This is a genomic window from Myxococcus dinghuensis (genome assembly GCF_024198235.1).
GTDB lineage: Bacteria > Myxococcota > Myxococcia > Myxococcales > Myxococcaceae > Myxococcus > Myxococcus dinghuensis.
Map to the genome: position 1 here is coordinate 51,522 of NZ_JAKCFB010000017.1, position 25,366 is coordinate 76,887.

Consider the following 25,366-nt stretch of genomic DNA (forward strand, 5'->3'; position numbering starts at 1 on the left):
GGTCAGGTCTCCTCCGGGAGCGCCGAATCACCGAACAGCGTCTTGCGCGTCTGGTACATCGCCTTGCGGGCCGCGGTGAGCAGCTCCACCGGCAGGTTGCGGTCCTCGACCACCGCTTGCAGCATCTTGTAGCTCTGGATGGAGGTCGCGCCCGCCAGGCCGTTGATGGCGAGCAGCTTGTCCTCCGTCACCCGCTTCTTGTTGAGCAGGGAGGGCTTCACCGCCAGGAGCTGCTGCATGTGCGAGAGCGCGGCGGGCGTCCCCGTGGAGCCGACCGCGTGGTAGAGCGCCATGCGCTCGTCGAGCGTCTTCTTCTCGAAGCCGGGGTCGCGGACGATGCGCATCAGGTCGGCGAAGGCCTTGTCGCGGTCGAACTCGGGCAGCATGCGCGCCGCCGTCATGCGCACCTGGGCGATGGGGTCCGTGAGCGCCTCGGCGATGAGGCGGCGGGCCTCGCCCGTGCGGCCCCGGCCGATGATGCTGATGACCTCCAGCTTCACCACCAGGTTGGGGCTCTTGAGCACCTGCCCGAACATCTTGATGCGGTCCGGGTGGTTGCTCTTCTCCAGCACGTAGACCATGTCGCGCACCGTCTGCGGACGGTCCGACGTGAGCCGCGACACGAAGGGCTCCGGCAACTCGCGCGCGAAGGGCGCCAGCGCGTCGCACACCAGCGCGCGGTTCTCCGGAATCTCCAGCGTCTCCAGCACCGTCAGCAGCGGGATGATGGAGTCGCGGTCCAGCGCCTGGAGGTAGCGCATCACGTCCGCGGGGTTCTTCGGCCGCATGCCCTTGAGCGACTCGCCCAGGCGCATCAGCCGCTGCTCCTCGCCCATCTTGTGCAGGAAGGTCTCCAGCAGCCGGCCCAGGCCGCTGTCCCTCTGCGACAGCGCGCGCAGCTTGAGGACGATCTGGTTGATGGTGCCGAAGTCGTCCTGGAGCAGGAGCATGTCCAGCAACTGCATGAAGATCTCCTCGAGCAGGTTGCCGTCCTCCACGCCGCCTTCCACGACCTGGAACACCGCGCTCACCAGCTTGGGGAACAGCCGGGAGCCTTCCTCCTCCATCACCTCACGCTGGAGCTTCGCCTTCAGCTCGTCCGACGCGTGCCGTCCGCCCACGACGAGGCCGCGGATCTGCTCCACGCCGTCCAGCTTCGCGTCCAGGTCCTCCGCGGACACACGCGCGAAGCGCAGGTAGTCATCCGAGTTCGTCTGGAGGCGGGAGTAGAGGTAGCCCACCACCTTGTCGACCTCGACCTGGACCTCCTCCTCGGAGGCGTTCTCCATGGAGAAGCCTTCCACCACCACGTACTCGACGTGCTCCATGCCCGCGCGCCACAACTGCGCCAGCACGTCCTCCGCGCCGCGCTCCGGCTCCGACAGCGCGATGAGCGTGAAGGTGACCAGCTCCTCCACCGCCAACCCCGGCCGGAAGATGAGCTGGCGGATGCCGTCGCGGAAGAACTTGTAGGGGAGGGGCGTGTCCTCGGAGAACAACGTCTCGCCGTGCAGCATGAGGTTCTGCTGCTCGACCTTGAGCGACAGGGGTCCGAATTTTTCCGTATAGGCGGCGATGGACTCCAGCGCCTTGGCGAGGAACTCCGGGAAGCGGCCCTCGTTGTGGCGATACATGCCGATCTGCTTGATGCCCTTGAGCAGGTGGAACGCGAACGTCCGCGCCATCTCCACCTTCTCGCGGACCTCGGGGGCCAGTTGGCCCTCCGTGCTCGCGTCCTGGGTCTTCTGGGGCTGGGCCATGCGTCTGCAACTCTCCGCTCGAGCGGTAGGGCAAGCCTACCGCGATTTCTGCTCGCACCCCAGTCAACCGCCGCTGGAACTCCGAGGACTTGGCGTGAGACATGCTGCGTCACGGGAGTATCACTGGAATTTCCGACTAAGGTCCCGCACGCCCCGAGTGCGGAGGAGCCTGAAAGACATGCTGCGAGCGATGTTCTGTATCGTGGTGGTGGGGACGTTGCCCGGGTGTTTCCGGATGAGCGTGCGGTCAGGAGCGCCCCGGGAGGGTCTTCCCGTGCAGCGCATGGGGTCCACGCTGGTGTACGGGCTGACGACGTCCAACGTCGCCGCGCCGGAGTGCCAGCACGGCCTGTCCCGGGTGGACGTGTACTGGCCGTGGTGGAGCCCGCTCGTCTACATGGCGACCTTCGGCATCGTCACGCCCCTGCGCGCCGAATACGTCTGCGCGGAGGCCGCGTCCGCCGCGCAGGCCCCCGTGCCGGACTCCATTCCCCCGCTCTGAGGCGGGGCGGGGAAACGCAACGAGGCGGCGGGCCATGGGCCACGCCGCCTCGCGCAAAACCCCGGTCGGGGACGACTACTTGGCCGCCGGCGGGGGCGACTCGGCGCCGCTGGGGCCCCTGAGGGCCGAGCGGAGCAGGAACACGGTGATGCCGGCGAAGAAGAGCAGGCCCCACAGGTTGGACCAGAGCGGGTGCGCCATCTCGCTCTCGCCCACCGCGTTGAGGAAGCCGCCCAGCGCGCCCTCATGTCCGAAGAGCGCCGGGAGGTTGATGGCGCGCGTGCCGGCGCCATCCGTGACGATCTCCAGGAAGGCGATGAGCACGCCCGCGATGGAGCCGCCGGCGATGTAGCCGGAGGACAGCAGGGTGCCCGGCGAGAAGTCGGAGTCGCTGGCGCCGCGGATGCGGTCCACCGCGTAGCGCACCATGCCACCCACGAAGAGCGGCGCGCTGCTGCTGATGGGCAGGTAGACGCCCACGGCGAAGGGGAGGGCGGACACGCCGCACAGCTCCAGCATCAGCGCGATGAACACGCCCAGCAGCACCAGGTCCCACGGCAGCCGCTGCGTCAGGATGCCGTCGATGATGAGCGAGAACAGCTGCGCCTTCGGGGCCGCGTAGCGGGTGAGCGCCTGGCCCTCGTAGCTGCTGATGCGGCCGCCGATGCCCGGGTCCACCACGTACTCGATGGTGCCGCTCGCGTCGACCAGGTACTTGCCCGCGGGCACCGGGGTGTCCGCGCCGCGCACGTAGCCTTCCTTGAAGGTCCGCTCGGGGCCCGTGGTGACCGCGCCCAGGTCGGACACCTTCACCTGCGCGCCGCCGGTGGGGTTGAGCGTCACCGCGCCCACCGCCTGGACCGTCTCCTGGCGCCAGGTGCGCAGCACGAGGCCGCCGTTGACGTTGGCCAGCTCGTAGCCCTGCGCCCAGGCCGCCTTGCGCAGCGCCGCCTCGTCCAGGCCACGCGCCGTCAGCGACTCGGAGGAGACCGCCCACGGGAAGGTGTGCTGCACCCGCGTCTCGTTGGTCAGCTCCGTCACCTGCACGCCGGGGTGGGGCTCCGGGATGGTGACGGTGGCGCCCTTGTTGAGCGTCACGAGCACGACGCCGATGAACATGGCGCTGGTGAGCACGCCCACGAAGAGGGCCACCTGCTGCTTGCGGGGCGTGCCGCCCACCAGGAAGGCCGTCTTGAGGTCCTGCGCCGTGGTGCCGCCGTTGGACGCCGCGATGCCGACGATGGCCGCGGTGGTGAGGGCCATGAAGCGGTCCTCGGAGTTCGTCCAGCCGAAGAGCAGGTAGACGAGGCACGTGACGAGCAGCGTGGCCACCACCATGCCGGAGATGGGGTTGGAGGAGCTGCCGATCTCACCGGTGATGCGCGCGCTCACCGTCACGAAGAAGAAGCCGAAGATGACGATGAGGACCGCGGAGATGAAGTTCACCTGGAGCGGCGGGGCCAGGAAGATGGCGAGCACCAGGAGCACGCTGCCCACGAGCACCACGGTGATCGGCAGGTCCTGCTCCGTGCGCAGCAGCGTGGGGGCGCCGTTGGAGCGGCTGGCCCGCAGCGACTCCACGCCGCGCTTGAACGCGCCGATGATGGTGGGCAGCGAGCGGATGAGGCTGATGAGGCCGCCCGTCGCCACCGCGCCCGCGCCGATGTAGAGCACGTACGCGTTGCGGATCTGATCCGGCGACATGTCCTTGATGAGCATGCCGTTGTGGACCAGCAGCGGCTGCGTCAGGCCGCTGCCGAAGAAGGAGATGGCGGGGATGAGGATGAGGTAGCTCAGCACGCCACCGGCGAAGGTGATGGCCGCCACCCGGGGGCCGATGATGTAGCCCACGCCGAGCAGCTCCGGGCTCACCTCCGTGGACAGCGTGGCGCTCTTGAGGCCCTTGAGCGGGGTGCTCAGCACCTCGCGGAACAGCTTCATGCCCGAGTAGGCGAACTTGTAGATGCCGCCCACGAGGAAGCCGATGATGACCGTGCGCGCGTTGGTGCCGCCCTGCTCGCCCACGATGAGCACGTCCGCGCTCGCCGTCCCCTCCGGGTAGGGCAGCTTGCCGTGCTCCTGGACGATGAGGCCCTGGCGCAGGGGGATCATCATCAGCACGCCGAGCACGCCGCCCAGCGCCGCGGTGAGGAACGCGTGCGTCAGGCTGATGTCGTAGCCCAGCAGCAGCAGCGCCGGGAGCGCGGCCGCCACGCCGAACGCCAGCGACTCACCGGCCGAGCCGGTGGTCTGGACGATGGTGTTCTCGAGGATGTTCGACTTGCCCAGGGTCCGGAAGATGGCGATGGAGAGCACCGCCACGGGGATGGACGCGGACACCGTGAGGCCGACCTTGATGGCCAGGTACACGGACGAGGCCGCGAAGACGATGCCCAGCACCGAGCCGAGCACCAGCCCGCGGAGCGTCATCTCCGTGGGCGACTGGTCGGCCGATACGTACGGCGTGTGGTGGAGGGGCGTGGTCGATTGCGCGATGGGCACGCGATCGTCGACGACCGGAGGGGTTCCGTGGGCCAAGCGAGAGGCTCCTTACGAGGGAATCCGGCCCCTTCTAGCAGGGCGCGGCCCGGTCGCGAAGCGAAGGCCCACAAATGAACGGCACCTCCACCCCGGGGAGGGGGGAGGTGCCAGGGAGGCGGCCGCCGGTGGTCGGGGCCGACCTGTCGCGTCAGGCGCGGCTCACTGGTGGAGGGCGCCGGCCTCCGGGTCGACCTCCGCCATGAGCGCCGCCAGCTCCGCCTTCAGCTTGTCCTTGGCGCGGATCTCCAACTGGCGGGCGCGCTCGCGGGAGAAGCCGAAGTGCTCGCCCAGCTCCTTGAGCGTCATGGGGCGCTCGTTCATCACCCGCTGCTCGATGATGAAGCGCTCGCGCGGGTCCAGCCGCATCAGCGCGGTGCGGACCCGGGCGTTGATGAGCCCCGCCTCCTCCTTGTCCGCGAACTCGTCGTCCTGCGGCGCGGCGGCGCTGACCACGAAGTCCACGTGGCTGTTGCCGCCGTCCTCGCCCATGGGCGCGTCCAGGGACAGGTCGCGTCCGCCCATGCGCTGCTCCATCTCCCGGACCTCGCCCGGCTTCACGTGCAGCCGGCGGGCGATCTCCTCCACGTTCACCACCGCCTCGCCGTTGCCGAACTTCTCCAACTCGCGGCGCGTCCGGGCGAGGCTGAAGAACAGCTTGCGCTGGGCCTGGGTGGTTCCCAGCTTCACCAGCGACCAGCTCTTGAGGATGTAGTTCTGGATGTACGCGCGGATCCACCACACCGCGTAGGAGATGAGGCGGATGCCCTTGTCCGGGTCGAACTTCTGCACCGCCTTCATCAGGCCGATGTTCCCCTCCTGGATGAGGTCGGACATCTTGATGCCGTAGGAGCGGTACTCGTAGGCCACCTTCACCACGAAGCGCAGGTTCGAGGTGACGAGCCGGTGGCCGGCCGCCAGGTCGCCCCGGATGAAGCTGCGCGCCAACGCCTGCTCCTCCTCCACCGTCAGGAGCGAGTAGTGGTTGATCTCCGAGAGGTACATCGCCAGGGAGCCGGAGTTGGACGATTGCTCGGTGGAAGCCTGCATGGGTGGTTTCTCCCGACGGGGGACCTCCGTGGAGGCCGCCTCAAAGGTTTTGGATGTCGCGACGACTTGACGAGAGCGATGTCTGAGCAACCGCGGTGCCACGGAAACGTCCACTGCCATCCCCAATGACTCTGGGGGGTTGGCGGACACGGTGCTCATGTACACAGAAGGCGGCCTGTAACCGTTACGGGGGCCCCGGGAACGCGTCCCGACTTCACGCCTGTAGAATGTGCGCGGATGTCCACGAGTCGCCTCCTGTGGGAAACGCCTAACGGCCCCCACGGGGGCTGTCCGCGCGCGGGTGCAACACGCTCGGAGGGCGACCAGGGACCCGAGGGCTAGGAGGCGCGGGCGCGCGGTTCGGAGGGCGGGCGCGCGGCCTTGTCGGCCTCGCGGCGCCAATGCTCCACGGCGCGCCTCAGCGCGCGCAGGAGGTGCTCGGCCTCACCCGGGCGCAGGGGGCGTCCGCCGAAGCGGGCCTCGAGGTAGCGCCGGGTGACGGGCGTGAGCGTGGACGCGAGGGGATGGTCCATGCGCGTGAGCCGCGCGTGGAGCTCCTCGAGCGGCTCACCCTCCGCGCGCGGGAGGCGGGCCGTGGCGAGCTGCGCCTCGACGGCGTCGAGGAAGCGCGTGGCCTCCAGGGGGCGCGCGCGCCGGGCCAGCCGCTCCAGCGCGCGCCACACGAGGTAGGCGCCGAGTCCCGCCACCAGCGCGACGCCGAAGGCGCGGGGTGGGGGGAGCTTGCTGCGCTCCGCGGGCGCGTCGTCGGGCTGCGAGGGGCGCACGAGGGCTCGCGCCACGTCGATCTGATCCCGGAACGAGTAGTCGACGACGGAGTTGCGCCACCGCGACTCCACCGCCTCGTACAGGGCCAGCAGCCGCTCCAGCAGCCGCGAGCCCTGGCTGGGCCGGTTGGCGGGAGGGGTCGCGTCCACGGTGACGAAGCCGCGCCCGGGGACGAGCACGTGGGTCCAGGCGTGCGCGTCCCCGGCGCGCAGGATGTAGCCGTCGTTGACGCGCTCCCCGCCGAAGAAGCCGGTGGCGAGCCGCGCGCGGATGCCCTGGGTGCGCAGCAGCAGCGTCAGCGCGGTGGCGAAGTGCTCGCAGTGGCCCGCCTTGCGCCCGAAGAGGAAGTCGGCCAGCGGGTCGTCCACGTTGCCGCCCAGCTCCAGCGTGTACGCGTACTCCCGCTGCAGCCACGTGGCCAGCTTCTGCGCCGCCGCCAGCGGCTCGCGCTCGCCGTTGAGCACGCGCGCGGCCGTCTGCGAGACGCGGGGGTCCATCCCCTCCGGCAGCGCCAGCAGCGCGTCCTGCTCGAGCGGTGGCAGGCGGCGGAAGACGTCCCCGCTGCCGGCCTCCGGCGGCAGGCTGTAGGCCTCGTAGGAGTAGCCCAGCCCCGTCTCCAGCACGCGCACCTCGCCGCCGGACAGCTCCTGGAGGAAGGTGCGGCGGCTGCCGGTGGTGCTGTTGAGGAACGCGTTGCCCAGCCGGGACGGCGTCTCCAGCGCGATGAGGGTGCGGCCCCCGTAGGCGGGCAGCAGCTCCACGCGCTGGTGCACGAGGCTGTCGCCGCCCGGGCGCAGGGTCAGCATGGCCTCGCGCTCGCGGCGCACGCCGCCCGCCGTCGTCCACTCCTGGCCGTCGAAGATGTCGTAGGTGCGGCCAATCCAGTAGGCGTTGAGCGCCGTCACGCCCGGGTCCGGGTTGAGCGTGGCGCGCAGCACGACGCGCGGGTTGCCCTTGATGGTGCCCGCGCCGCCCAGCCGCACCGTGTTGGAGAAGCCCGTGGTGGGCTCGCCGAAGCCCGGCGAGGCCCGCGGGCCCGTCATGTTCCAGTTGAGCCGCGGGAAGAAGACGAAGAAGGCCACCGCGCCCGCCACCGCGAAGCCGACGCCCGTGGCCAGGGGCGGCATCACCGAGCGCACCGGCACCGGCTCGCCCTCCGGCACCGCGGCCTCCACCACGCCGAGCGCCAGGGCCACGCTGGCGAGCACCCCGAAGGCGACCAGCAGCACGCCGTAGACGAGCTCGCCGGACAGCGCGGCGCCGCCGGCCACCATCAGCAGGCCGGACAGGTGCACCTGCCCGTCCGTGGCCGGATCCGGCGCGGACAGGAGGCGGTGCCCGGAGATGAGGCCGGCGAAGGCGCACGCGGCCACGACGATGTTGAGCGCGCCGTTGAGGACGTTGAGGGCCAGGAGGATGGCGACGCCCAGCAGCAGCAGCGCGGTGAGCCGCGCGCGCTTCGCGAACAGCCGGAAGCCGGCCAGCGCGCACACCAGCGCCACGCCATACAGGGCCAGCGTCCACAGCGGCAACTGCCCGGACACGGCCATGGACGCGAAGGCGCACCCGGAGGCCAGGTCCCTCAGCACCAGCCGCAGTCGCATGCCCGGCTTCATGCCGCCGCCTCCTCGTCGCTCTCTGGGGCCTCGAAGCCCAGCCACGCCAGCGTGCGCAGGATGTGGCGCTCCTGCGCGATGCCGGTCGCCGGCCGCAGCCGCTGCGTCGCCGTGTCCAGGCCCACGTCATGGCCCTCGTCGAGCAGCCGGTGCGCCTGCGCCGCGACCTCCTCGATGCGGCGCTCCAACTCCTCGCCCGCCAGGCCCGACTCCACCGTCAGCACCCAGGTGCGCCGCTCCTCGCGCTCGCGCTCCACGCGCAGGAGCTTCCCCTGCGAGGCGCTCTTGAGCCAGTGCACCCGTCGGGCGTCCTCTCCGTCCGCCAGCTCGCGCAGGCCCGTCACGTCGCCGGTGCCGTCGTTGCGGCGGGGGTTGCCCGCGTCGCCCACCGGCCCGCGCACCGCCTCGCCCGGGTCGCGACAGGCGTAGCCGCGCCGGGGGTAGACGAGCAGGGTGCCCGGCAGCGGCAGCACGCGCGTCTTGGCGAACAGCCCCAGGGGCCACGTCGTGGTGACGCGCACGCCCGTCAGCGTCACGGGGCCCCGGCGGGGGGCCGTGAGGTCGGCGCGGACGAGGTGCTCCGCGCCCGCGCGCAGGTAGCCCACGCCGCCCTCGCCGGCCAGCGGCGCGTCCGCCTCCGCCAGCGTGAGGGCGAAGGCGTGGCCCTGCTTGCGCGCCACCGCCCAGCGGAACGCGAAGGGCTCCCGGGCGAAGGCCGCGTCGGTGCCCACCCGCCGCACGGTCAGGTCGCGCAGGCAGCGCTCGGACAGCACGCCGGAGACGACCACCATGCTGAGCAGCATGCCCAGGAGCAGGTACAGCAGGTTGTTGCCCGTGTTGAGCGCGCCCAGCCCCACGCCGAACGTCACCACCAGGTACGTGCGGCCCACGCGCGTCACCTTCAGGGTGCGCGGCGGCCGGAGAAAGGCGCGCAGCCGCGCCCAGCGCTGCTTCAGCCGGGGGCTCACCGCGGCGCCGCGACCTTCCGGGAGATCTCCTCCAGGAGGTGCGCCGCCTCGTCCCGCGCCGCCACGCCCTGCACGGCGCTGCGCAGGAGCACGCGGTGGGCCCAGCATGGGCCGAGCACCGCGCGCACGTCACCGGGGGTCACGAAGTCCCGCGACTCCCACAGGGCCTGGGTCCTGGCCGCGGCGCCCAGCGCGAGCACCGCGCGCGTGGAGGCGCCGCGCTCGATGTCGCCGTGCTCGCGCGTGGCCTGGGCGAGCCTCACGACGTACTCCGCCACCGTCCCGTCCAGCTTCAGCTCGGCGGCCAGCGCCCGCAGCGCGCCCACCTCGTCCGGCGTCGTCACCGCCTGCACCGACTCCAGCGGGGGCGCGCCGCCGCGCGTCGCCAGCAGCCGGGCCTCCACGTCCGGGGCGGGGTGGCCCAGGGACAGGCGCACCATGAAGCGGTCCAACTGCGAGTCGGGCAGCGGGTACGTGCCGGACAGGTCCACCGGGTTCTGCGTGGCCACGACGATGAAGGGCGTGGGCAGCGGGTACGTGTTGCCGTCCAGCGACACCTGGCCCTGCGCCATGGCCTCCAGCAGCGCGGACTGCGTGCGGGGCGGCGCGCGGTTGAGCTCGTCCGCCAGCACCAACTGCCGGAAGAGGGGACCGGGACGGAAATGGAAGGAGGCCGTCTGCGCGTGGAAGACCTGGGCGCCGAGGATGTCGGCCGGCATCAGGTCCGCGGTGAACTGGATCCGCGCGAAGCTCAGCCCGCATGCGCGGGCCAGGGCCTCCGCCAGGGTCGTCTTGCCCACGCCCGGCACGTCCTCCAGCAGCACGTGGCCCCCGGCCACCAGGGCCGTCACCACCTGCCGGGTCTGGACTTCCTTCCCCTGGACGGCCCGGCCCAGCGCGGAGGCCATCCGCTCCATCGTCGAGCGCGCGGACGCGGGGGTCGGAGCAGGGGCGGCGGCGAGTACGCGAGCGGGCTGGGTCATCTGCCCCGGACTCTAGCCGACTCCCCCCGGACCCGGCACGCCCCATGCCAGGGTGCCAGGCCGGTTGCCCTCCTCCTGGAAGAGGAGGGGGCTCGCCTCAGACGGAGAAGACGTCCTCGGGCGTGTAGTACGGACGATGGGGGGCCACCCCCGTCGCGACGCCGAAGTAGCGGAACATCCGCTCGTGGTGGGTGGCCAGCCCCTTCAGCGTCACCGCCTGCGCCACCACGCTCACCGTGAGTACGCCCACCGCGCTGTCCTTGAACTCGCGCAGGTGCGTGAAGTCCAGCACCACGTCGCGCCCCCGCAGCTCCTCCAGCGACGCCCGGACCTCCTGGGCCGTCCGTCCGTCCAATACCCCCTCCAGCCGCAGGGTGATGCCGCCTGCGCCGTCCTCGCGGTGGATCTGCAGACCCGCCATTGCCGTGTTCTCCCAGTGGATGCCGTGTGCGCGATGTCCCGAGTGCTCGGGGCACCGCGGCGACAGCAGGATCCGGGCCATTCGGGCCGCCGGAAACCCACGCGGATTCCGCGGGGTTGCGCTCGCCGGGCGCGAACACTGCCCCGGCGCCTGGAAGAAGTTCAGTCGCGGCGTGGCAAACTCTGCGCGACTGTCGTGTGACGGGCGTCCCGGATGTCAGCTGGCCGTCATCCCTGGCCGCCAACCGTCTTCTGTTGATCGCGCAGGGTCAGCTCGCGCTCCTGCTGCGCCTTCAGCTTGCGGAACTCCTTCACCACCTTGGCGGGGTAGCCGGACATGAACTTCGTGCGCGACTCCTTCTTCGCGAGGATGCGCTTGGCCAGCCCGGGCCCCGCGTTGTACGCGACGAGCGCCTTCTCCACGGAGCCGAAGCGCTCGATGAGGTCCGCCAGGTAGGCGGTGCCCAGCTCGATGTTGGTCTCCACGTCGAAGAGGTTGCTGCTGCGGCCCAGCCGCCAGCCGGCGCGGTCCGCCAGCCAGGTGCCCGTGTCCGGCATCACCTGCATCAGCCCCATGGCCCCCACGTGGGACACCGCGTAGTTGTTGAACGAGCTCTCACACCGGATGACCGCGACCACCAGGAGCGGGTCCACGTTGTTGCGCTGCGCCTCGCGCACGATGCTCACCGACAGCCGGCGCTGCTGCCGCTCGGGGAGTCCGGAGGCCCTCACCAGCTCCACCACCCCCAGCCGCTCGGCCTCCGCGTAGTGCGCCTCGTCCTCGTACACCTGCAGCTTCGCCAGCGCCGACCTCAGCTCCGCCTCGCGCTGCTGCAACTGCGCGCGCAACATCGCCACCTCGGACACCTCGCCCTGGGAGTCGGCCGGCAGGTGCTGGGGGAACGCGAACGCCCCCGTCCCCGTCATCATCGCCGCCGCCGCCAACGCCATCGTCCAACCCCGCATCCCACCCTCCCAGGCGCCCCCGCGCCACCGCGCCGCCACTGCCGGCGCTCGTGCTCGACCACACGGACATTGCGCCCAAGCAGGCGGCATGCCAGGGCCGCGAGATGCGGGGAACCGCGCGTGCTCCTCCTTTGAGATCCATTCCTCCCCTGGGTACCGCGCGGTTGTCGTCCGGGCGGATCGGCTTCTCAGGGGGCGGAAAAAATGCCCGACCAGGGAACTTCGCTTCCTGTGAAAAGCACCGGGTTGCCCGCGGGGACACCCATTCCTAGCTTGCGCCGGTCCGGGATAGGGGACGCGGGGAGGTGCGGAAGTGTACTGGACGATGGGATTGATCCTCCTGGTGTTGTGGTGCCTGGGCCTGACGGCGGGCTCCACCGAGGGCTACTGGGTCCACCTGCTGCTGCTGTTCGCGCTGCTGGCCTTCGTGCTGGCCGTGGTGTCGCGAGGGCGGAGGACGGCGGTGACATGAGGGCGGCGATGGAGGTGGAGGGGCTGGAGCTGCCCCGGGACACCGCGGGCTTCTGTCGCCGCGAGTGCCCGTCCTGCCAGCGCCCCTTCAAGACGCGGCCGGGGCCTCACGACGCCCGGGCGCTGCTGCACAAGCTCCAGGCCTTCTTCTCGCTGGAGAACGCGCACGAGGGCGAGGAGGGGCTGCCGGAGTGGCGCTGCCCGTACTGCGGGCTGCGCGCGCAGGCGGACGCCTTCCTCACGCCCGCGCAGCAGACACATCTGGAAGCGGTGGCGCGCGCCTGGGCCAATCACGTGCGCTACGAGCAACTGGCCCATGTCTCGCGCACGCTGGCGCTCAACCCGCGGCCCACCTTCGTCGCGGTGGCGCCGGAGGCGCTGCCCGGCCCCATGGACCCGGAGCCGGACGAACTGCTGCGCGTCCTGCCGCTGCTGTGCTGTGGCGAGGACGTCAAGCTGCTCTGGGAGTGGGACCAGGCCTTCTTCTGCCCGCGGTGCGGGGCGCGCCACGGCGGGCTGAGCGGCCGGCAGCAGATCCAGGTCGAGCTGGTCTCCGAGTAGGCGAATAGGCGTCGGGGAGGGTGGACGCGGGCCCGCCCCGGCGGCAGGCTCGCGCCCCATGAAGAAGGAGCTCGTCGGCCGGGCCGTGCTGGTGGGGTTGCTGCTCACCGCGCACGTGGCCGGGGCGCATGACGCCGACATCCTCTACACCCAGGTGCGCCGCGTCGCCGCCGACTCGCCGGAGGTCCGGCAGGTGTTCACGTTGACCTCGGCCACGCTCGGCCTGCTCGTCCCCGCCGACGCGGACGGGGACGGCGCCGTGTCCCAGGCGGACCTGGACGCCCGGCACGCCGCGCTGGCCGTGGGCCTGTGGGACGCGCTGCCGCTGAGCGCGGGCGGCCAGCCGTGTGCGCGCACCGCCCAGGCCGCGGTGCTCCGCCAGACGTTCGTGGAGCTGACCGCGACGTACACCTGTCCCCCCGGGGCGCTGCGGCAGCGCTACGGCGTGCTGGCGGTGCTGCCGGAGGGCTACCGCGTCATCCTCGGCAGTTCGGTGGAGGGCGAGGCGCCCGGGGCGCTGTTCGCGGACGCGCTGCAGCCCACGCTGTCGATTCCCGGACAGGGCGAGGCGGGGGAGGGCGCGCGGGTGTCCGGCTTCGCCGGTTGGGTGGGCTTGGGCATCCGTCACATCTTCGAGGGCATCGACCACCTGGCCTTCCTGCTGGCGGTGCTGCTGGTGGGCGGCGGCCTCAAGCGGGTGCTGCTCCTGGTGACGTCGTTCACCGTCGCGCACTCGCTCACGCTGGGGGCCACGGCGCTCGGCTGGGTGGTGCTGGACGGGGACCGGACCCGGTGGGTGGAGGCGGCCATCGCCCTGTCCATCATCTACGTGGCGGCGGAGAACCTGGTGCTGCGCCAGCACCGCCACCGCGCGCTCATCACCTTCCTCTTCGGCCTGGTGCACGGCTTCGGCTTCGCGAGCGTGCTGGCGGGCTATGGCCTGGGGGACTCGGTGGTGACGGGGCTGTTGGGCTTCAACCTGGGCGTGGAAGTGGGGCAGGCGGTGGTGGTGGCCGTGCTCCTGCCGCCGCTGCGCATGCTCCAGCGCCGCCCGGCCCTGCACCGGGGCGCGGTCCGCTTGTTGTCGGTGGGCATCCTCATGGCTGGGGGTTTCTGGTTGTTCGAACGGGCCCTCGGTTGAACTTGGAGGAGGCCATCCCTACCTTGCGGAGGAAGAGGGTAGGGATCGGGGGACGTAGATGGGTGCGAGGCATACCCGGCTGGCAGCGGCGCTGGCAGCCGCGTGGGAGGCGGAGGTCGTCTCCGCCCGACGGATGACGATGCTCGCCGAGCGCATCATGGACGCGCGGATCCGCGCGCGGCTCATGGTGCTGGCCGCGTTCTGCCGGGCGCACGCGTCGCGGCTGCTCGCGCGGCTGGCGGCGCTGGGGCGGGGGCCCCTGCCCGTGCCCCCCGAGCACATCGAACTGGACGCGGACACGCTCCTGGAGCTGCGGCGCGAGGGCGCCTTCGCCCGGGCCTCGGCCGCCCGCTACGAGACGACCGCCGAGCTGGCCCGCCAGCAGGCGGACCTGTCCTCCGCCTGGGTGTGCGAGCTCAACCGCACCGAGGAGCAGGACCGGGCCCGGGAGCTGCTGGCCCTGGCCGAGGGGGCCCTCGCCGCCAATGTCGTGACGCCCCCGCCGGCGGCCGCCGCGCCCGCGGACTCCTGAAAACCCCGCGAGCGCTCGCTCTCCCGGTGACAGTGCCGGCGCGTTGGGCGTAGATCTGCGCCCATGGCGAAGGAGAGCTACAACGACCTCATCTTCCAGCTCGGCGACCTCTCCCGGGACAGGCTCCCGGGCAAGCCGAACTGCCCACGCTCCATGGACCGCGTCTACCGGGCCGAGGAAGCCGTGGTGGCGCGCCGGGACGAACTGGCCGGGCTCGAGCAGGAGATGAACGACGAGGACGCGGCCTACCAGGAGTTCCTGGCCGAACAGGAGAAGGAGAAGGGCGGCCACCAGGCCATCGTCCGCAAGTGGAAGAAGGCGGTGGACGCCATCGACGGCAAGGTGAAGGACCTGCGCAAGACGCTGGCCACCCGCCGCGCGGAGCTGCGCTACGCCCAGGACGCGCTCCTCAAGCTGGAGAAGAAGATCGCCGACATGGAGCTGACGCGGCAGGACCCCGCCAAGGTGGACGTCGCGCGCACCAACCTCAAGAAGAACCGCCTCGCCCAGATGCGCCTGGGTCGCGAGGTGGAGGACCTGGACGAGCGTCTGGCCACCGCCCTCACCCCGGAGCCCGGCCAGCCCGGCGCCCCCGGCATCCTGGCGCACAAGCGCCTGCTGGAGATGGAGGACGAGGCGGAGGCCCGGCTGGGCGAGCACGACGCGCGCATGGCGGAGATCGACCAGGCGATCGGGGGCCTGGAGGAACAGGTCAAGGCCGCCGAGGATTATCTCGATCAGGCACTTTTCCTTCTCGGGGAAGACGTGTATGCCCAGCGCATCGCGGATGCGCAGCTCGCGCCTTTCTATCCGAGGCTTGATCGCGCCGAGTGACGTGCTCACCCGCCCGTAGTGCTTGACGTGAGGGGCGTGTCTGCTACATTGCGCCGCTTCCTGGGGACCGCAGAGATGTTCGCGGGCCAGATCATTGATTTTATTGGGTTTTTCCGCGCCACGCGCGCTGGCAGTGTGAGGACGACGTGAAGGGTCTGATTGGCAAGAAGATCGGGATGACCCAGGTGTTCAACGACGAGGGCAACCTCGTCCCCGTGACGGTCATCGACGTGAGCACCTGCCAGGTCGTGGGCAAGCGTACCCCGGAGAAGGACCAGTACTCCGCGGTTACCCTGGGCTTTGGCGAGATTCGCGAGAAGATTCTCAACAAGTGCGAGCGGGGCTTCTTCAAGAAGAACAACGCCCCGTACCGCCGGCACCTGAAGGAGTTCCGCGTCACGGTGGAGGAGGCGACCTCCTTCAACGTGGGCGACGCCGTCAAGGCGGACATGTTCTCCAAGGGCCAGCTCGTGGACGTCACGGGCGTGACCAAGGGCCGCGGCTTCTCCGGCGTCATGCGCCGCTGGAGCTTCAAGGGTTCGCAGACGAAGACGCACGGTACGCACGAGTACCAGCGTCACCCGGGCGCCATCGGTCAGCGTAAGACGCCGGGCCGTACGTACCCCAACAAGAAGATGCCCGGTCACTACGGCGTGGAGCAGGTCACCACGCAGAACCTGACCGTCGTCGACGTGGACGTGGAGAAGGGCCTCGTGCTGGTCAAGGGCGCCGTCCCGGGCCACAACAACGCGGTCGTCTACCTGCGTTCGAGCATCAAGGTCGCCCTCCGCGAGCAGCACAAGGCCGCGCGCGGCTGATCCGCGACGCTTCCTGAAGCAGTGCCAGCGCCCCGCCTCCGGGCCCGATCTTCGGGCATCCGGGCGGGGCGTTTGCTTTTGCGCGAAGCGGTCGCCCTGGCGCACCGGGTGGGGCAGGGTGTGCCCACGGTGGGTGGTGCTGGAGGGCACGCTGGGTCCTCGCGCCTCCCCGGGTGGCCCGGAAACGTTGAGAGGTGGGCGGCGCGGGGGCGCCCGGGTGAAAAGAATTCCGCCTCCTGGGCTCCGTGGCTTGTCGCGGGTGGAAGGCGTGCGCACATGGATGCCCCACGGAGGGGGCCTGGACGTCGGGTGACGCAGGCACCCCGGATGAGGGAGGCTTCCGGGCTTCCCGCACTCGTCGGCCCCGGGGAGGGGCCGGGCAGGAACCATGATCGCACGCACGCTTCGCGTCTTCGCTTCACTGGTGGGCTTGCTGGGGGCCTCTGTCGCCGCCGCGCAGGATGACGAGGCCGTCCTCGACAACGTGGTGGTCCGCAACCGGCTGTACGAGCCGGGCGGGCACCTCGAGGTGTCGTTGGGGGTGGGGCTTCCCCTGCAGTCGAACCTGACGGCGCACTACTTCTTCAACGCGGGCGTCGCCTACAACCTGTTCAACACCTTCGCGGTGGAGGCGCGCGCCGGCTACGCCGCCAGCCGCCACACAGGCCTGGCGCGCTCCATCTCCGAGAGCTTCCTCAACCGGGAGGACAAGCGCGTCACCGACGAGCTGAAGGACCTCTGGGAGTTGAACGTCCACGGCGTGGCGGGCGTGCGGTGGGCGCCCATCTACGGGAAGCTCAGCCTCGTGTCGGACCTGCCCGCGCACTTCCAGGCCTATCTCTGGGCCGGCGGAGGCGTGGGCAGCTTCCAGCGCAACTCCGTCATCCAGTGCGCGCGGGTGGTCGACCGGGAGCTGGGCATCTGTGACAACCGCACCGTGCCCACGGACCGGGGCTCCGCGTCGGAGAACTACTGGGTGCGCGAGACGCGCGTGGCGCCGGTGGTGTCCGCGGCGGTGGGCTTCCGCTTCTTCATCCTCGACAAGCACGGGCTGCGGCTGGAGCTGCGCGACTGGGTGTTCCGCGACCAGTACCGCGTCAACCTGGTTCGCGACGACTGGGAGGCCGGGCGTGTGACGGGCGAGGAGGCCTCCAGTCCGGGCCTGACGCACCTGGTGCAGTTCGACCTCGGCTACACCTTCTCCTTCTAGGGCATTGCCAACCATGCGACCGATTCTGTCCCTCGCGCTTCTCGCCGCGGCGGTGGCCCAGGCCGCGCCCCGGCTCCCCGCGTCCGGCGTCGTGCTGGCCCAGGCGCGGGAGGTGCCCTCCGTGCCCGCGCCGGGCGCGGAGACGTCCGTGCCGCCGCCACCCGCCCAGCCGGCCACGCCGCTGCCGGAGGTCCCCCGCACCAACACCGCGCGGCCGGAGCCGGTGGCGCCGCGCGAGTCGGCGCGGCCCGCGCCCTCCGTCGAGCCCGCGCTCGCGCCCATGGGCGGCGAGGACGCTCCGGGAGGCGATGCGCCCGCGATGGCCCAGGAGCCCGCGCCCCGGCCGGAGGCGCCGGTGGGGGAGGAACCCGAGGCGCCGGTGGTGCCCGGTGACGCGCCGGTGCTGGCCGCGTCCGACGAGGCGCCGCGCACCACGGACGCGCGCCAGCAGCGGTTGGTGAACGGCGCGCCGCTCTACGACCCGAACGTGTCGCTGCACATCGTGCAGAAGAAGCGCTTCGCGGACGAGGGCAAGCACGAACTGGCGCTGTATCCGGCCGTGGTGCAGGTGAACGGCAAGTACACCAACCACGCGGGCACGGCGCTGCACTACAGCTACCACCTGCAGGAGAACTTCGCGCTCCAGGTGACGGGCCAGTACAACTGGCACACCAACGAGAGCGACTTCAACCTGGAGCTCATCGACAAGGTGCGCGAGCAGGCGCAGGCGGCCTCGTCGCTCCTGCTCGTGTGGGGGCTGCAGGCGGGCGTGGAGGTGACGCCCCTGTACGGCAAGTTCGCGTTCCTGGACAACAAGCTGGCGCAGTTCAGCCTGGTGCTCAGCGGTGGGGCGGGCGTGGGCTTCACGCGCCACCTCATCCGCCCGGAAGTCGCGAACGAGGTGGACGGCCAGCGCTACGACGTGCCCGCGCGCTTCGGTGACACCGGCTCGAAGTTCCTCGGCTCGGTGGGTGGCGGCTTCCGGCTCCAGTTCGGCGAGTCCTATGCGCTGCGCCTGGAGGTCCGCGACCTCATCTACACCGCGCGCGTGGACAAGGTGGACGGCTGCAACCTGGCGGACTTCGAGGCGCTGGAGGCCGCGCGCTCCAGTGGTCAGGACTTCGCCTCGCTGCAACTGAGCGGTAGCTGCAAGTACCAGAAGTTCGACGGCATCGACCCGAAGACGAAGAAGAACTACCGCGAGGACATCATCCTCGGGCGTGACCTGGTCGCCGAGCCGTCCTCCGACGTCCTCAACAACATCGGCTTCTACGCAGGCTTCTCGTTCCTCTTCTGAACGCCATGCAGGCACTCCACGCCATGAAACGACTGCTCAGCCTCCTCGTTGTCCTGGCGCCGCTCGCGGTGCCCGCCCAGCAGGACTCGGGGAGCTACAATCGCGCCCTGGCCGCCTTCAACGCCGGGGACTACAACACCGCCGCGCCCCTGTTCCTCGACGTGTCGGAGGGCGCGGGCGACGCGCAGACGCGGGGCAAGGCGGAGTACTTCCTGGCCCAGTCCTTCGCGAAGAAGGGGCTGCCGGTGGCGGCCTTCATCTCCTACGCGGCCATCGTCAACGCCGGGCCCTCGCACCCCTCGTACCTCAAGGCGGTGGAGGGGCTGGTGGACATGCAGCAGCAACTGGACGAGCAGAACCTCATCCCCAGCATCCTCAACCAGGCGTACACCGACGAGGTGCGCGACCAGTGGGTGACGCTGCCTCGCGAGGTGCTCGCGCGCATCAACTACCTGGTGGGCACGGTGAGCCAGCGCCGCATGCGCTTCGAGGAGGCGCGCTCGCTGCTGGAGGCGGTCCCCAAGGACAGCCGCGTCTACGCCAAGTCGCGCTACCTGCTGGGCGTGGTGCTCGCCGACCCGCGCTTCCCCGGTCGTCCGGGGGAAGGCGACGCGCTGGACAAGGAGGCGCTCGCGGCCTTCGATGCGGCCCTCTCCGCGACGGAGCCGCAGGTGGAGCTGAAGGCGACGCAGCACCTGTCGCTCATCGCGCTGGGGCGGGTCCACTACCGGAGGGGCGAGTACGCGGAGGCGTCCGCGGCGTACGAGCGGGTGCCTCGCTACACGCGGTATTGGGATCAGGCGCTCTTCGAGAACGGCTTCGCGCGCTTCCAGAACGAGGACTTCGGCGGGGCGCTCGGCAGCCTCCAGGCGCTGCACGCGCCCCAGTTCGCCGGGGCCTTCCAGCCCGAGTCGTGGATCCTCAAGGCGACCGTCTACTACTTCTCGTGCCTCTACGACGAGGTGAAGACGACGCTGGCGGCCTTCGACGAAATCTACGGCCCCATGGCGAAGCAGCTCGAGCCCTTCACCGCGGACGACCAGGACCTGGTGCTGGCCTACAACCTCGTCGCGGCGGAGAACCGGCGCCTGCCCCGCCCGGTGTACCTGTGGCTGCGCAACAACGAGCGCATCCGCGAGGTGACGCGGGTGTTGGAGCGCGTGGACGCGGAGAAGCGCGAGCTGACCAGCGGCGCGTGGCACGGCACGGCGTTGTCGCGCCAGACGGTGGCGTCGCTGGAGGACGTGCGCACCACGCTGCTGCAGGTGGGCGGCACGCTCGCCAAGAGCCGCCTGCGCGAGGCGGCGGACAACCTGCGCACCTTCTCGGACCAGGCGGAGATCATCCGCGTGCAGACGGCGCTGGACGAGAAGGACCTGTTCCAGGCGGGCGTGGACCAGAAGGCGCTGCTCACGCGCCAGTCGCTCTACCGGCCGAAGATGCCGGGCGCGGCGTGGAACTACTGGAAGTTCCAGGGTGAGTTCTGGATCGACGAGATCGGCTACTACCAGTACACGCTCAAGCGAGGCTGCCCGGCGAAGTCGCCCGAATCCCAACAGCCATGACGCCGTGGGCCAACGTCGCCCAGGCGCCGTTCCTCGGGGGCCGCCTCCGCGCACATCAGGTGCCGGGGTGGCCCCTTCGCCGTTGTCACCCGGTGGAAGTTCGTCGCGACTTGCGTCGTGCAACGTGTCGCGAGCGGCGGGCCACGCCACTTCTCATTCTGGGTAGGCGCGTCTACTTTCCATCGTCCCGGGTCTCCGGGAGATGGGCTGCCTGGAGGGCGGGGGCGGCCACACGGCAGGAGCTCGCATGAAGGTGGTGCTTCGTTTCGGTGCGCTGGCGGTGGGCGTGGCGCTCGCTGCCGGCGGGGTGGGAGAGGCGGCGGAAGCGCCCGCGCGCAAGGCGGTGAAGAAGCCCGCCGCGGCGTCCTCGAAGTCCACGGGGGCCTCCGAGAAGGGCGGGAGCGGGAAGGGCACCTCGGCGAAGAAGGGCGTGGCCTCGAAGTCCGAGGCGAAGGGCAAGGAGACGCCTCCGGGGGTCTCGCCCGAGGACGTGCGCCGCGGCCCCGCGCGGGTGAAGCCCGCCACGGCCAAGTTCGCGGACATCCCACGCATCGACGACGCGCGCCGGGACGCGCTCGCGGACAAGAAGCGCGACGAGGCCATCGAGGCCTTCAAGCGCCTCATCCCCAAGCTCCAGGACGGCAACCCGCAGAAGGCGGAGATGCTCTACCGGCTGTCGGAGCTGTACTGGGAGAAGTCCAAGTACCTCTACCGGCTGGAGATGGACCGCTTCCTCGCGGCGGAGAAGCGGTACGACGCGGCCGTGGCGCGCGGCGAGAAGCTGGAGGCGCCCAAGCAGGACCACCGCGAGAGCGAGCGCTACCGCACGGAGACCATGGGCATCTACGAGGACATCCTCGCGGGATACCCGAAGTATCCGCAGCGCGACGAGGTGCTCTTCTCCATGGGCTACAACCTCTACGAGCTGGGACGCCGCGACGAGGCGGTGGCCCGCTACGAGACGCTCATCCAGGAGTTCCCGAAGTCGCAGTTCGTGCCCGACGCGTACATCCAACTGGGCAACCACTACTTCGAGAGCAACAAGCTCAACCCCGCCAAGGCGAACTACGAGAAGGCGCGCGACTCGGGCGTGCCGAAGATCTACGCGTACGCCGTCTACAAGCTGTCCTGGTGCGACTACAACACCGGCGACTACGACACGGGCCTCCAGAAGCTGCACGAGGTGGTGGACTACGCCGCGAAGCAGCCGGAGCTGGGCGACCTGCGCACGGAGGCGCTCAACGACCTGACCGTCTTCTACGTGCAGTTGGATCAACCCAAGCAGGCCATCGCCTACTTCCGCGAGAAGGCCCCGCCCAAGCGCCAGGGGCGGCTCATCGCCAAGACGGCCGCGGGCCTGGTGGACGCGGGTCACTTCGACAGCGCCATCCTCCTGTACCGCACGCTCATCGACGACGAGCCCATGGGCCCCAGCGCGCCCGAGTACCAGCAGGCCGTCGTCCGCGCCTTCGAGGGCCTGCGCCAGCGTCAGCAGGTCCGCAAGGAGATGAAGCGGATGGTGGACCTGTACAGTCCGGGCGGCGAGTGGTGGAAGGCCAACGAGAGCCAGTTGCCGGTGCTGCGCAACGCCTTCAACGTCACCGAAGAGGCGATGCGGGTGATGGTCACCGAGTACCACCAGGAGGCGCAGAAGACGCGCCAGGTGGAGACCTACCGGCTCGCGCGCGACATCTACAAGCAGTACGTGGACGCCTTCGCCTCCAGCCGCAACCCGGACTTCGTCGCCGACTCCGCCTTCAACCTGCGCTTCTTCTACGCGGAGATCCTCTGGGCCCTGGAGGAGTGGCAGGCCGCCGCCGCCGAGTACGACGCCGTGGTGGCCTTCCAGATTCCGGATCGCGACTCGGCGCGCGAGGTCTCCAACGAGAGCTACCGCAAGAGCGCCGCGTTCAACGCCATCCTCGCCTACGACAAGCTGGTGAAGATCGAGCGCGGCCAGCTCGCCCGCAGCGACCTCAAGGACGGCGAGAAGGTCGACGAGAAGAAGGACAAGGGCGACGTCGCCCGGCAGAAGATCGTCAAGCGCGACGCGAAGACGCGCCAGGAGGAGCCGCTCACCTCGTTCGAGGGGCGGCTGGTCGCCGCGTGCGACACCTACGTGAAGCTGTACCCGGACACGCAGGATGAGATCGACCTGCGCTACCAGGCGGCCGTCATCCTCTACGACCGCAGCCACTTCGTGGACGCGGCGCGGCGCTTCGGGGAGATCATCGACAAGTTCCCGGAGGAGCGCCGCTCCCGTGACGCGGCGGACCTCACGATGTACGTGCTCGAGAGCCGCGAGGAGTGGCTGGAGCTGAGCACGCTGTCGCGCAAGTTCCTCGACAACAAGAAGCTGTCCAAGCCCGGCTCGGAGTTCGCCACGCGCGTGGCGCGCGTCGTCGAGGGCAGCCGCTACAAGTGGGTGGACGAGGTCGTCTACAAGCAGGAGAAGAACCCGCGCAAGGCGGCCGAGGAGTTCCTCGAGTTCGTCCAGGAGTTCCCCCGCTCGGAGAACGCGGACCGCGCGCTCACCTACGCGATGTCCATCGCCCAGGAGTCCGGGGAGCTGGACCGGGGCATCGAGGCCGGCCAGCGTGTGCTGGCCGAGTACCCACGGAGCCCCTTCGAGCTGCGCGCGCGCTACACCCTGGCGGGCCTTTACGAGAAGGTGGCGGACTACCGGAAGGCGGCCACGCTCGCCGAGTCCTTCGTCGCCGGCTACGACGCCGCGGTGAAGGCGCAGGACGCCGAGTCGCGCAAGTCCAAGGCCCCGAAGGCCAAGGTGGCCGCGAAGAAGAGCGAGACGCCCGGCGCCCAGGAGGACGCGGACACCCGGCGCGCGCAGGACTCCGCCGAACGCAAGCAACTGCTCGACGAGGCGGGCGCCTGGCTCGCGGACGCGCAGTACAACGCGGGCGTGTGGTGGGAGGGCGCGGGCGAGGCCCAGAAGGCGGTGGCCGCGTATTCGGCCTACGTGTCGCGCTTCAAGGACCGCAAGGACGTGCCGCAAGTGGCCTTCTCCTCGGCCCGGGTCTGGCAGAAGGAGCGCAAGTGGAGCGAGGCCGCGCGCGCCTTCGGAGCCTTCTCCGACCAGTTCGCCCGCGACGCGCGCGCCACGCCGTCGCAGTTGTACCTGGCCCGCTACAACGAGCTGCTCTCGTACGAGCAGCTCAAGAACCCGCGTGAGCAGGAGCGCGTCCAGGCGGAGCTGGTCCGGGCGTGGAGCCGGCTGCCGGAGGCCACGCGCCAGGAGGACGCGGTGCTCAACGCCTATGCCCACGCCCGCTTCCTGGGCCTGGAGCCGGCGTGGAAGCGCTACACGGACATCCGCTTCTCGCGCGTGAGCACCATCCGCCGCGACCTCGCCGCCAAGCAGCGGGAGATCCAACGCGTGGAGAAGGAGTACCTCGCGGTGCTCTCCACCGGTTCGGGGGAGTGGGGCATCGCCGCCCTGACGCGCATCGGCCTGGCGTACGCGGACTTCGCGCGCAACATCATGGATTCGCCGGACCCCACGGGCCTCGACGAGGACCAGATCGCCATGTACCGCTCGGAGCTGGAGAACCTGGCGCTGCCGCTGGAGGACAAGGCCAACGAGGCGCTGGAGAAGGCGCTGGAGAAGGCCTACGAGCTGGGCGTCTACAGCCCGTGGACGCTGGCCGCGCAGGACCAGGTGAACCGCTTCCACCCGGGCGCCTACGCGCAGGTGCGTCAGGTGGGCTACCGCGCCAGCGACACGCTCGCGGCGTCGGAGCTGGCGCGTGAGCCCGGCGCGGCGGGCGCCACGGCCACGCCCGCGCCCATGCCCCAGCAGGGCACTCCCTCCGAGCCCGCCTCGCCCGAACCGCCACGGGGAGGCGATGGGGCGGGACAGCCGCCCCGCTCCGAGGACACCACGCAGGCGCCCACCGCGGCGCTGGAGGAGGTGCGCCCATGAGCCGCTCCCACACCGCTGTCGCGAAGACGGGGATGCCGCAGACGAACTGGTTCCGCTCGCTGCTGACCGGCGCGCTGGCCTTCACGGCCGCCTGCGCCTCGGGCCCGCAGAAGCCCTCCGCGCTGCCGGAGACGGAGAAGACCGCCGCACGCGAGGCACCTGCTCCCTCCGCGCCCGTCGCGCCGCGGGAGACGAGCGCCGCGGATGACTTCTCCACCGCGCTCCGGGCCTACGAGGCGGGTGACCTGGACGCCGCGCGCCAGGGCTTCGAGAAGACGCTGGCGAAGTCGCCGCAGAGCCTCAACGCCCAGTACAACCTGGGGGTCATCGCGGAGCGCCAGGGGCACGTGGACGCCGCCCGCGAGGCCTACGAGAAGGTGCTCCAGCTCGAGCCCGCCCACACGCGCGCGGTCATCAACCTCGCGGGGCTCTACCGGCAGCAGGAGCGCGGGGACGACGCCGTCGCGCTCTTCGACAAGGCCCTGAAGGTGCCCGGCCGCGAGTTCGACGCGACGCTGCTCAACGGCCTGTCCACCACGTACCGGTTGCTGGGCCGGCTCGACGAGTCGGAGGCCACCGCGCGCCGGGTGCTGGCGCGCAACAAAGACAACGCGGGGGCATACAAGAACCTGGCCCAGGTGGCCTTCGCGCGGGAGAAGTACTCCGTCGCGGAGCTGTTCGCCGGCACCGCGCGCAAGTACGCGGAGAAGGACCCCAGCCTCTACAACCTGCTGGGGATGATCTACCTGAAGCAGGAGGACCGCGGCCGCGCGCTCGCGCAGTTCCAGAAGGCCGTGCAGCTCGACGAGAAGTTCGTCCCCGGCTACCTCAACCTGGGCGCGCTGGCGCTCAGCTACCGCGACTACGCGGGCGCCGAGCGGGCCTTCACCCGCGCCACCGAGCTGGAGCCAGGCTCCCCCGAGGCGCGGCTGTACCTGGCCTGGGCGCTGGACGGACAGAAGGGGCGCGACCCCAAGAAGGGCCTCGCGGCGGGCGAGGCGTTCGAGAAGGTGCTCGCCGCGCGCGCGGACCTGCCGGAGGCCGTGTGCGGCGCGGGCTGGGCCTACGCCGCGGACCGCGCGGGCTACGAGAAGGCGATCGCCTTCCTCGACCGCTGCAAGTCCCTGTCGTCCTCCAGTGAACAGGACCGGCAGATGATCACCGCCAAGGTCCAGGGCCTGCAGAACATGCTCAAGGCCCCGCCGCCGCAGCAGCCCGCGGCCGCGGAGGCGGAGGGCGAGAAGAAGGACACGGCCACCGGGGGCGCGGGCTCCATGCTCAACCAGTTGCCCCAGGACGCGAACGCGCCCGCGAGCGAGGACCCCGCCACGCCGGAGGAGGCTCCCGCGGCGGAGGGCGAGCCCGCTCCTGTTCACCAGGGACGGGAGTTGTGACGGGGTCGGAGGAG

General features: G+C 70.8%; 20 protein-coding genes. 12 read left to right on the top strand and 8 right to left on the bottom strand.

The features are described from left to right. Positions 1-2: 2 nt before the first annotated feature. Positions 3-1,760, bottom strand: coding sequence for a HEAT repeat domain-containing protein (locus LZ198_RS22310; RefSeq protein WP_253974045.1), 1,758 nt, complete (start codon positions 1,758-1,760; stop codon positions 3-5). Positions 1,761-1,938: 178 nt separating this feature from the next. Between LZ198_RS22310 and LZ198_RS22315 the strand changes: the two genes are divergently transcribed. After that, on the top strand, positions 1,939-2,262 hold the full coding sequence (locus tag LZ198_RS22315) for a hypothetical protein (protein ID WP_253974046.1): 324 nt from the start codon (positions 1,939-1,941) through the stop codon (positions 2,260-2,262). A 75-nt stretch (positions 2,263-2,337) separates the two neighbouring features. Here the strand turns inward: LZ198_RS22315 and LZ198_RS22320 are convergent, their stop codons facing one another. The 7 genes from LZ198_RS22320 to LZ198_RS22350 all read right to left on the bottom strand — a co-directional run bounded on the left by LZ198_RS22320 (position 2,338) and on the right by LZ198_RS22350 (position 11,589). After that, positions 2,338-4,800 (bottom strand): OPT family oligopeptide transporter, encoded by a 2,463-nt coding sequence (locus LZ198_RS22320; protein WP_253974047.1) that lies wholly within the window; start codon positions 4,798-4,800, stop codon positions 2,338-2,340. 162 nt (positions 4,801-4,962) lie between these two features. Continuing rightward, positions 4,963-5,850 (bottom strand): RNA polymerase factor sigma-32, encoded by an 888-nt coding sequence (locus LZ198_RS22325; protein WP_253974048.1) that lies wholly within the window; start codon positions 5,848-5,850, stop codon positions 4,963-4,965. A gap of 338 nt (positions 5,851-6,188) precedes the next feature. Next, the gene (locus tag LZ198_RS22330) at positions 6,189-8,252 is read right to left on the bottom strand and encodes a transglutaminase TgpA family protein (protein ID WP_253974049.1); all 2,064 of its coding nucleotides are present in this window, start codon (positions 8,250-8,252) and stop codon (positions 6,189-6,191) included. Beyond that, on the bottom strand, positions 8,249-9,220 hold the full coding sequence (locus LZ198_RS22335) for a DUF58 domain-containing protein (RefSeq protein WP_253974050.1): 972 nt from the start codon (positions 9,218-9,220) through the stop codon (positions 8,249-8,251). The genes LZ198_RS22330 and LZ198_RS22335 overlap by 4 nt, the downstream gene beginning before the upstream one ends. After that, a complete protein-coding gene (locus tag LZ198_RS22340) occupies positions 9,217-10,203 on the bottom strand; it encodes an AAA family ATPase (protein WP_253974051.1) in 987 nt (328 codons plus the stop codon). Before LZ198_RS22340 ends, LZ198_RS22335 begins: the two co-directional genes overlap by 4 nt. 97 nt (positions 10,204-10,300) lie before the next feature. Then, a complete protein-coding gene (locus LZ198_RS22345; protein ID WP_253974052.1) occupies positions 10,301-10,624 on the bottom strand; it encodes an STAS domain-containing protein in 324 nt (107 codons plus the stop codon). Positions 10,625-10,851: 227 nt separating this feature from the next. Continuing rightward, positions 10,852-11,589 (bottom strand): lytic transglycosylase domain-containing protein, encoded by a 738-nt coding sequence (locus tag LZ198_RS22350; RefSeq protein WP_253974053.1) that lies wholly within the window; start codon positions 11,587-11,589, stop codon positions 10,852-10,854. A gap of 313 nt (positions 11,590-11,902) precedes the next feature. Here LZ198_RS22350 and LZ198_RS22355 point away from each other — a divergent pair, with 313 nt between their 5' ends. The 11 genes from LZ198_RS22355 to LZ198_RS22405 all read left to right on the top strand — a co-directional run bounded on the left by LZ198_RS22355 (position 11,903) and on the right by LZ198_RS22405 (position 25,352). After that, on the top strand, positions 11,903-12,061 hold the full coding sequence (locus LZ198_RS22355) for a lmo0937 family membrane protein (RefSeq protein ID WP_253974054.1): 159 nt from the start codon (positions 11,903-11,905) through the stop codon (positions 12,059-12,061). Further along, positions 12,058-12,621 carry a hypothetical protein gene (locus LZ198_RS22360; protein ID WP_253974055.1) on the top strand — a complete coding sequence of 188 codons (564 nt, stop codon included), beginning with the start codon at positions 12,058-12,060 and terminating at the stop codon, positions 12,619-12,621. Before LZ198_RS22355 ends, LZ198_RS22360 begins: the two co-directional genes overlap by 4 nt. Before the next feature lie 58 nt (positions 12,622-12,679). Beyond that, complete coding sequence (locus LZ198_RS22365; RefSeq protein WP_253974056.1) at positions 12,680-13,762, top strand: HupE/UreJ family protein; 1,083 nt, start codon at positions 12,680-12,682, stop codon at positions 13,760-13,762. A gap of 58 nt (positions 13,763-13,820) precedes the next feature. After that, positions 13,821-14,294 (top strand): hypothetical protein, encoded by a 474-nt coding sequence (locus tag LZ198_RS22370; RefSeq protein WP_253974057.1) that lies wholly within the window; start codon positions 13,821-13,823, stop codon positions 14,292-14,294. A gap of 63 nt (positions 14,295-14,357) precedes the next feature. Beyond that, positions 14,358-15,128: a hypothetical protein gene (locus LZ198_RS22375; RefSeq protein ID WP_253974058.1), complete on the top strand. Its 771-nt coding sequence runs from the start codon at positions 14,358-14,360 to the stop codon at positions 15,126-15,128. 146 nt (positions 15,129-15,274) lie between these two features. Beyond that, positions 15,275-15,946 carry a 50S ribosomal protein L3 gene (rplC, locus tag LZ198_RS22380; protein ID WP_253974059.1) on the top strand — a complete coding sequence of 224 codons (672 nt, stop codon included), beginning with the start codon at positions 15,275-15,277 and terminating at the stop codon, positions 15,944-15,946. 388 nt (positions 15,947-16,334) lie between these two features. Next, entirely contained in the window at positions 16,335-17,156 is an 822-nt protein-coding gene (locus LZ198_RS22385; protein WP_253974060.1) for an outer membrane beta-barrel domain-containing protein, read from the top strand. 13 nt (positions 17,157-17,169) lie between these two features. Further along, positions 17,170-18,453 carry an outer membrane beta-barrel domain-containing protein gene (locus tag LZ198_RS22390; protein WP_253974061.1) on the top strand — a complete coding sequence of 428 codons (1,284 nt, stop codon included), beginning with the start codon at positions 17,170-17,172 and terminating at the stop codon, positions 18,451-18,453. Between the two features lie 23 nt (positions 18,454-18,476). Further along, complete coding sequence (locus LZ198_RS22395) at positions 18,477-20,018, top strand: tetratricopeptide repeat protein (RefSeq protein WP_253974062.1); 1,542 nt, start codon at positions 18,477-18,479, stop codon at positions 20,016-20,018. Positions 20,019-20,265: 247 nt separating this feature from the next. Beyond that, positions 20,266-23,958 (top strand): tetratricopeptide repeat protein, encoded by a 3,693-nt coding sequence (locus LZ198_RS22400; protein WP_253974063.1) that lies wholly within the window; start codon positions 20,266-20,268, stop codon positions 23,956-23,958. Continuing rightward, a complete protein-coding gene (locus LZ198_RS22405) occupies positions 23,955-25,352 on the top strand; it encodes a tetratricopeptide repeat protein (RefSeq protein ID WP_253974064.1) in 1,398 nt (465 codons plus the stop codon). The genes LZ198_RS22400 and LZ198_RS22405 overlap by 4 nt, the downstream gene beginning before the upstream one ends. Positions 25,353-25,366: the final 14 nt, after the last annotated feature.

Bases quoted from the DNA above. Each gene is read 5' to 3' on its own strand.
- LZ198_RS22390 (WP_253974061.1), top strand. From the start codon at position 17,170: ATGCGACCGATTCTGTCCCTCGCGCTTCTCGCCGCGGCGGTGGCCCAG.
- LZ198_RS22395 (WP_253974062.1), top strand. From the start codon at position 18,477: ATGAAACGACTGCTCAGCCTCCTCGTTGTCCTGGCGCCGCTCGCGGTG.
- LZ198_RS22315 (WP_253974046.1), top strand. From the start codon at position 1,939: ATGCTGCGAGCGATGTTCTGTATCGTGGTGGTGGGGACGTTGCCCGGG.
- LZ198_RS22370 (WP_253974057.1), top strand. From the start codon at position 13,821: ATGGGTGCGAGGCATACCCGGCTGGCAGCGGCGCTGGCAGCCGCGTGG.
- LZ198_RS22360 (WP_253974055.1), top strand. From the start codon at position 12,058: ATGAGGGCGGCGATGGAGGTGGAGGGGCTGGAGCTGCCCCGGGACACC.
- LZ198_RS22325 (WP_253974048.1), bottom strand. From the start codon at position 5,850: ATGCAGGCTTCCACCGAGCAATCGTCCAACTCCGGCTCCCTGGCGATG.
- LZ198_RS22310 (WP_253974045.1), bottom strand. From the start codon at position 1,760: ATGGCCCAGCCCCAGAAGACCCAGGACGCGAGCACGGAGGGCCAACTG.
- LZ198_RS22400 (WP_253974063.1), top strand. From the start codon at position 20,266: ATGAAGGTGGTGCTTCGTTTCGGTGCGCTGGCGGTGGGCGTGGCGCTC.
- LZ198_RS22345 (WP_253974052.1), bottom strand. From the start codon at position 10,624: ATGGCGGGTCTGCAGATCCACCGCGAGGACGGCGCAGGCGGCATCACC.
- LZ198_RS22340 (WP_253974051.1), bottom strand. From the start codon at position 10,203: ATGACCCAGCCCGCTCGCGTACTCGCCGCCGCCCCTGCTCCGACCCCC.
- LZ198_RS22405 (WP_253974064.1), top strand. From the start codon at position 23,955: ATGAGCCGCTCCCACACCGCTGTCGCGAAGACGGGGATGCCGCAGACG.
- LZ198_RS22350 (WP_253974053.1), bottom strand. From the start codon at position 11,589: ATGCGGGGTTGGACGATGGCGTTGGCGGCGGCGGCGATGATGACGGGG.
- LZ198_RS22375 (WP_253974058.1), top strand. From the start codon at position 14,358: ATGGCGAAGGAGAGCTACAACGACCTCATCTTCCAGCTCGGCGACCTC.
- LZ198_RS22385 (WP_253974060.1), top strand. From the start codon at position 16,335: ATGATCGCACGCACGCTTCGCGTCTTCGCTTCACTGGTGGGCTTGCTG.
- LZ198_RS22365 (WP_253974056.1), top strand. From the start codon at position 12,680: ATGAAGAAGGAGCTCGTCGGCCGGGCCGTGCTGGTGGGGTTGCTGCTC.
- LZ198_RS22330 (WP_253974049.1), bottom strand. From the start codon at position 8,252: ATGAAGCCGGGCATGCGACTGCGGCTGGTGCTGAGGGACCTGGCCTCC.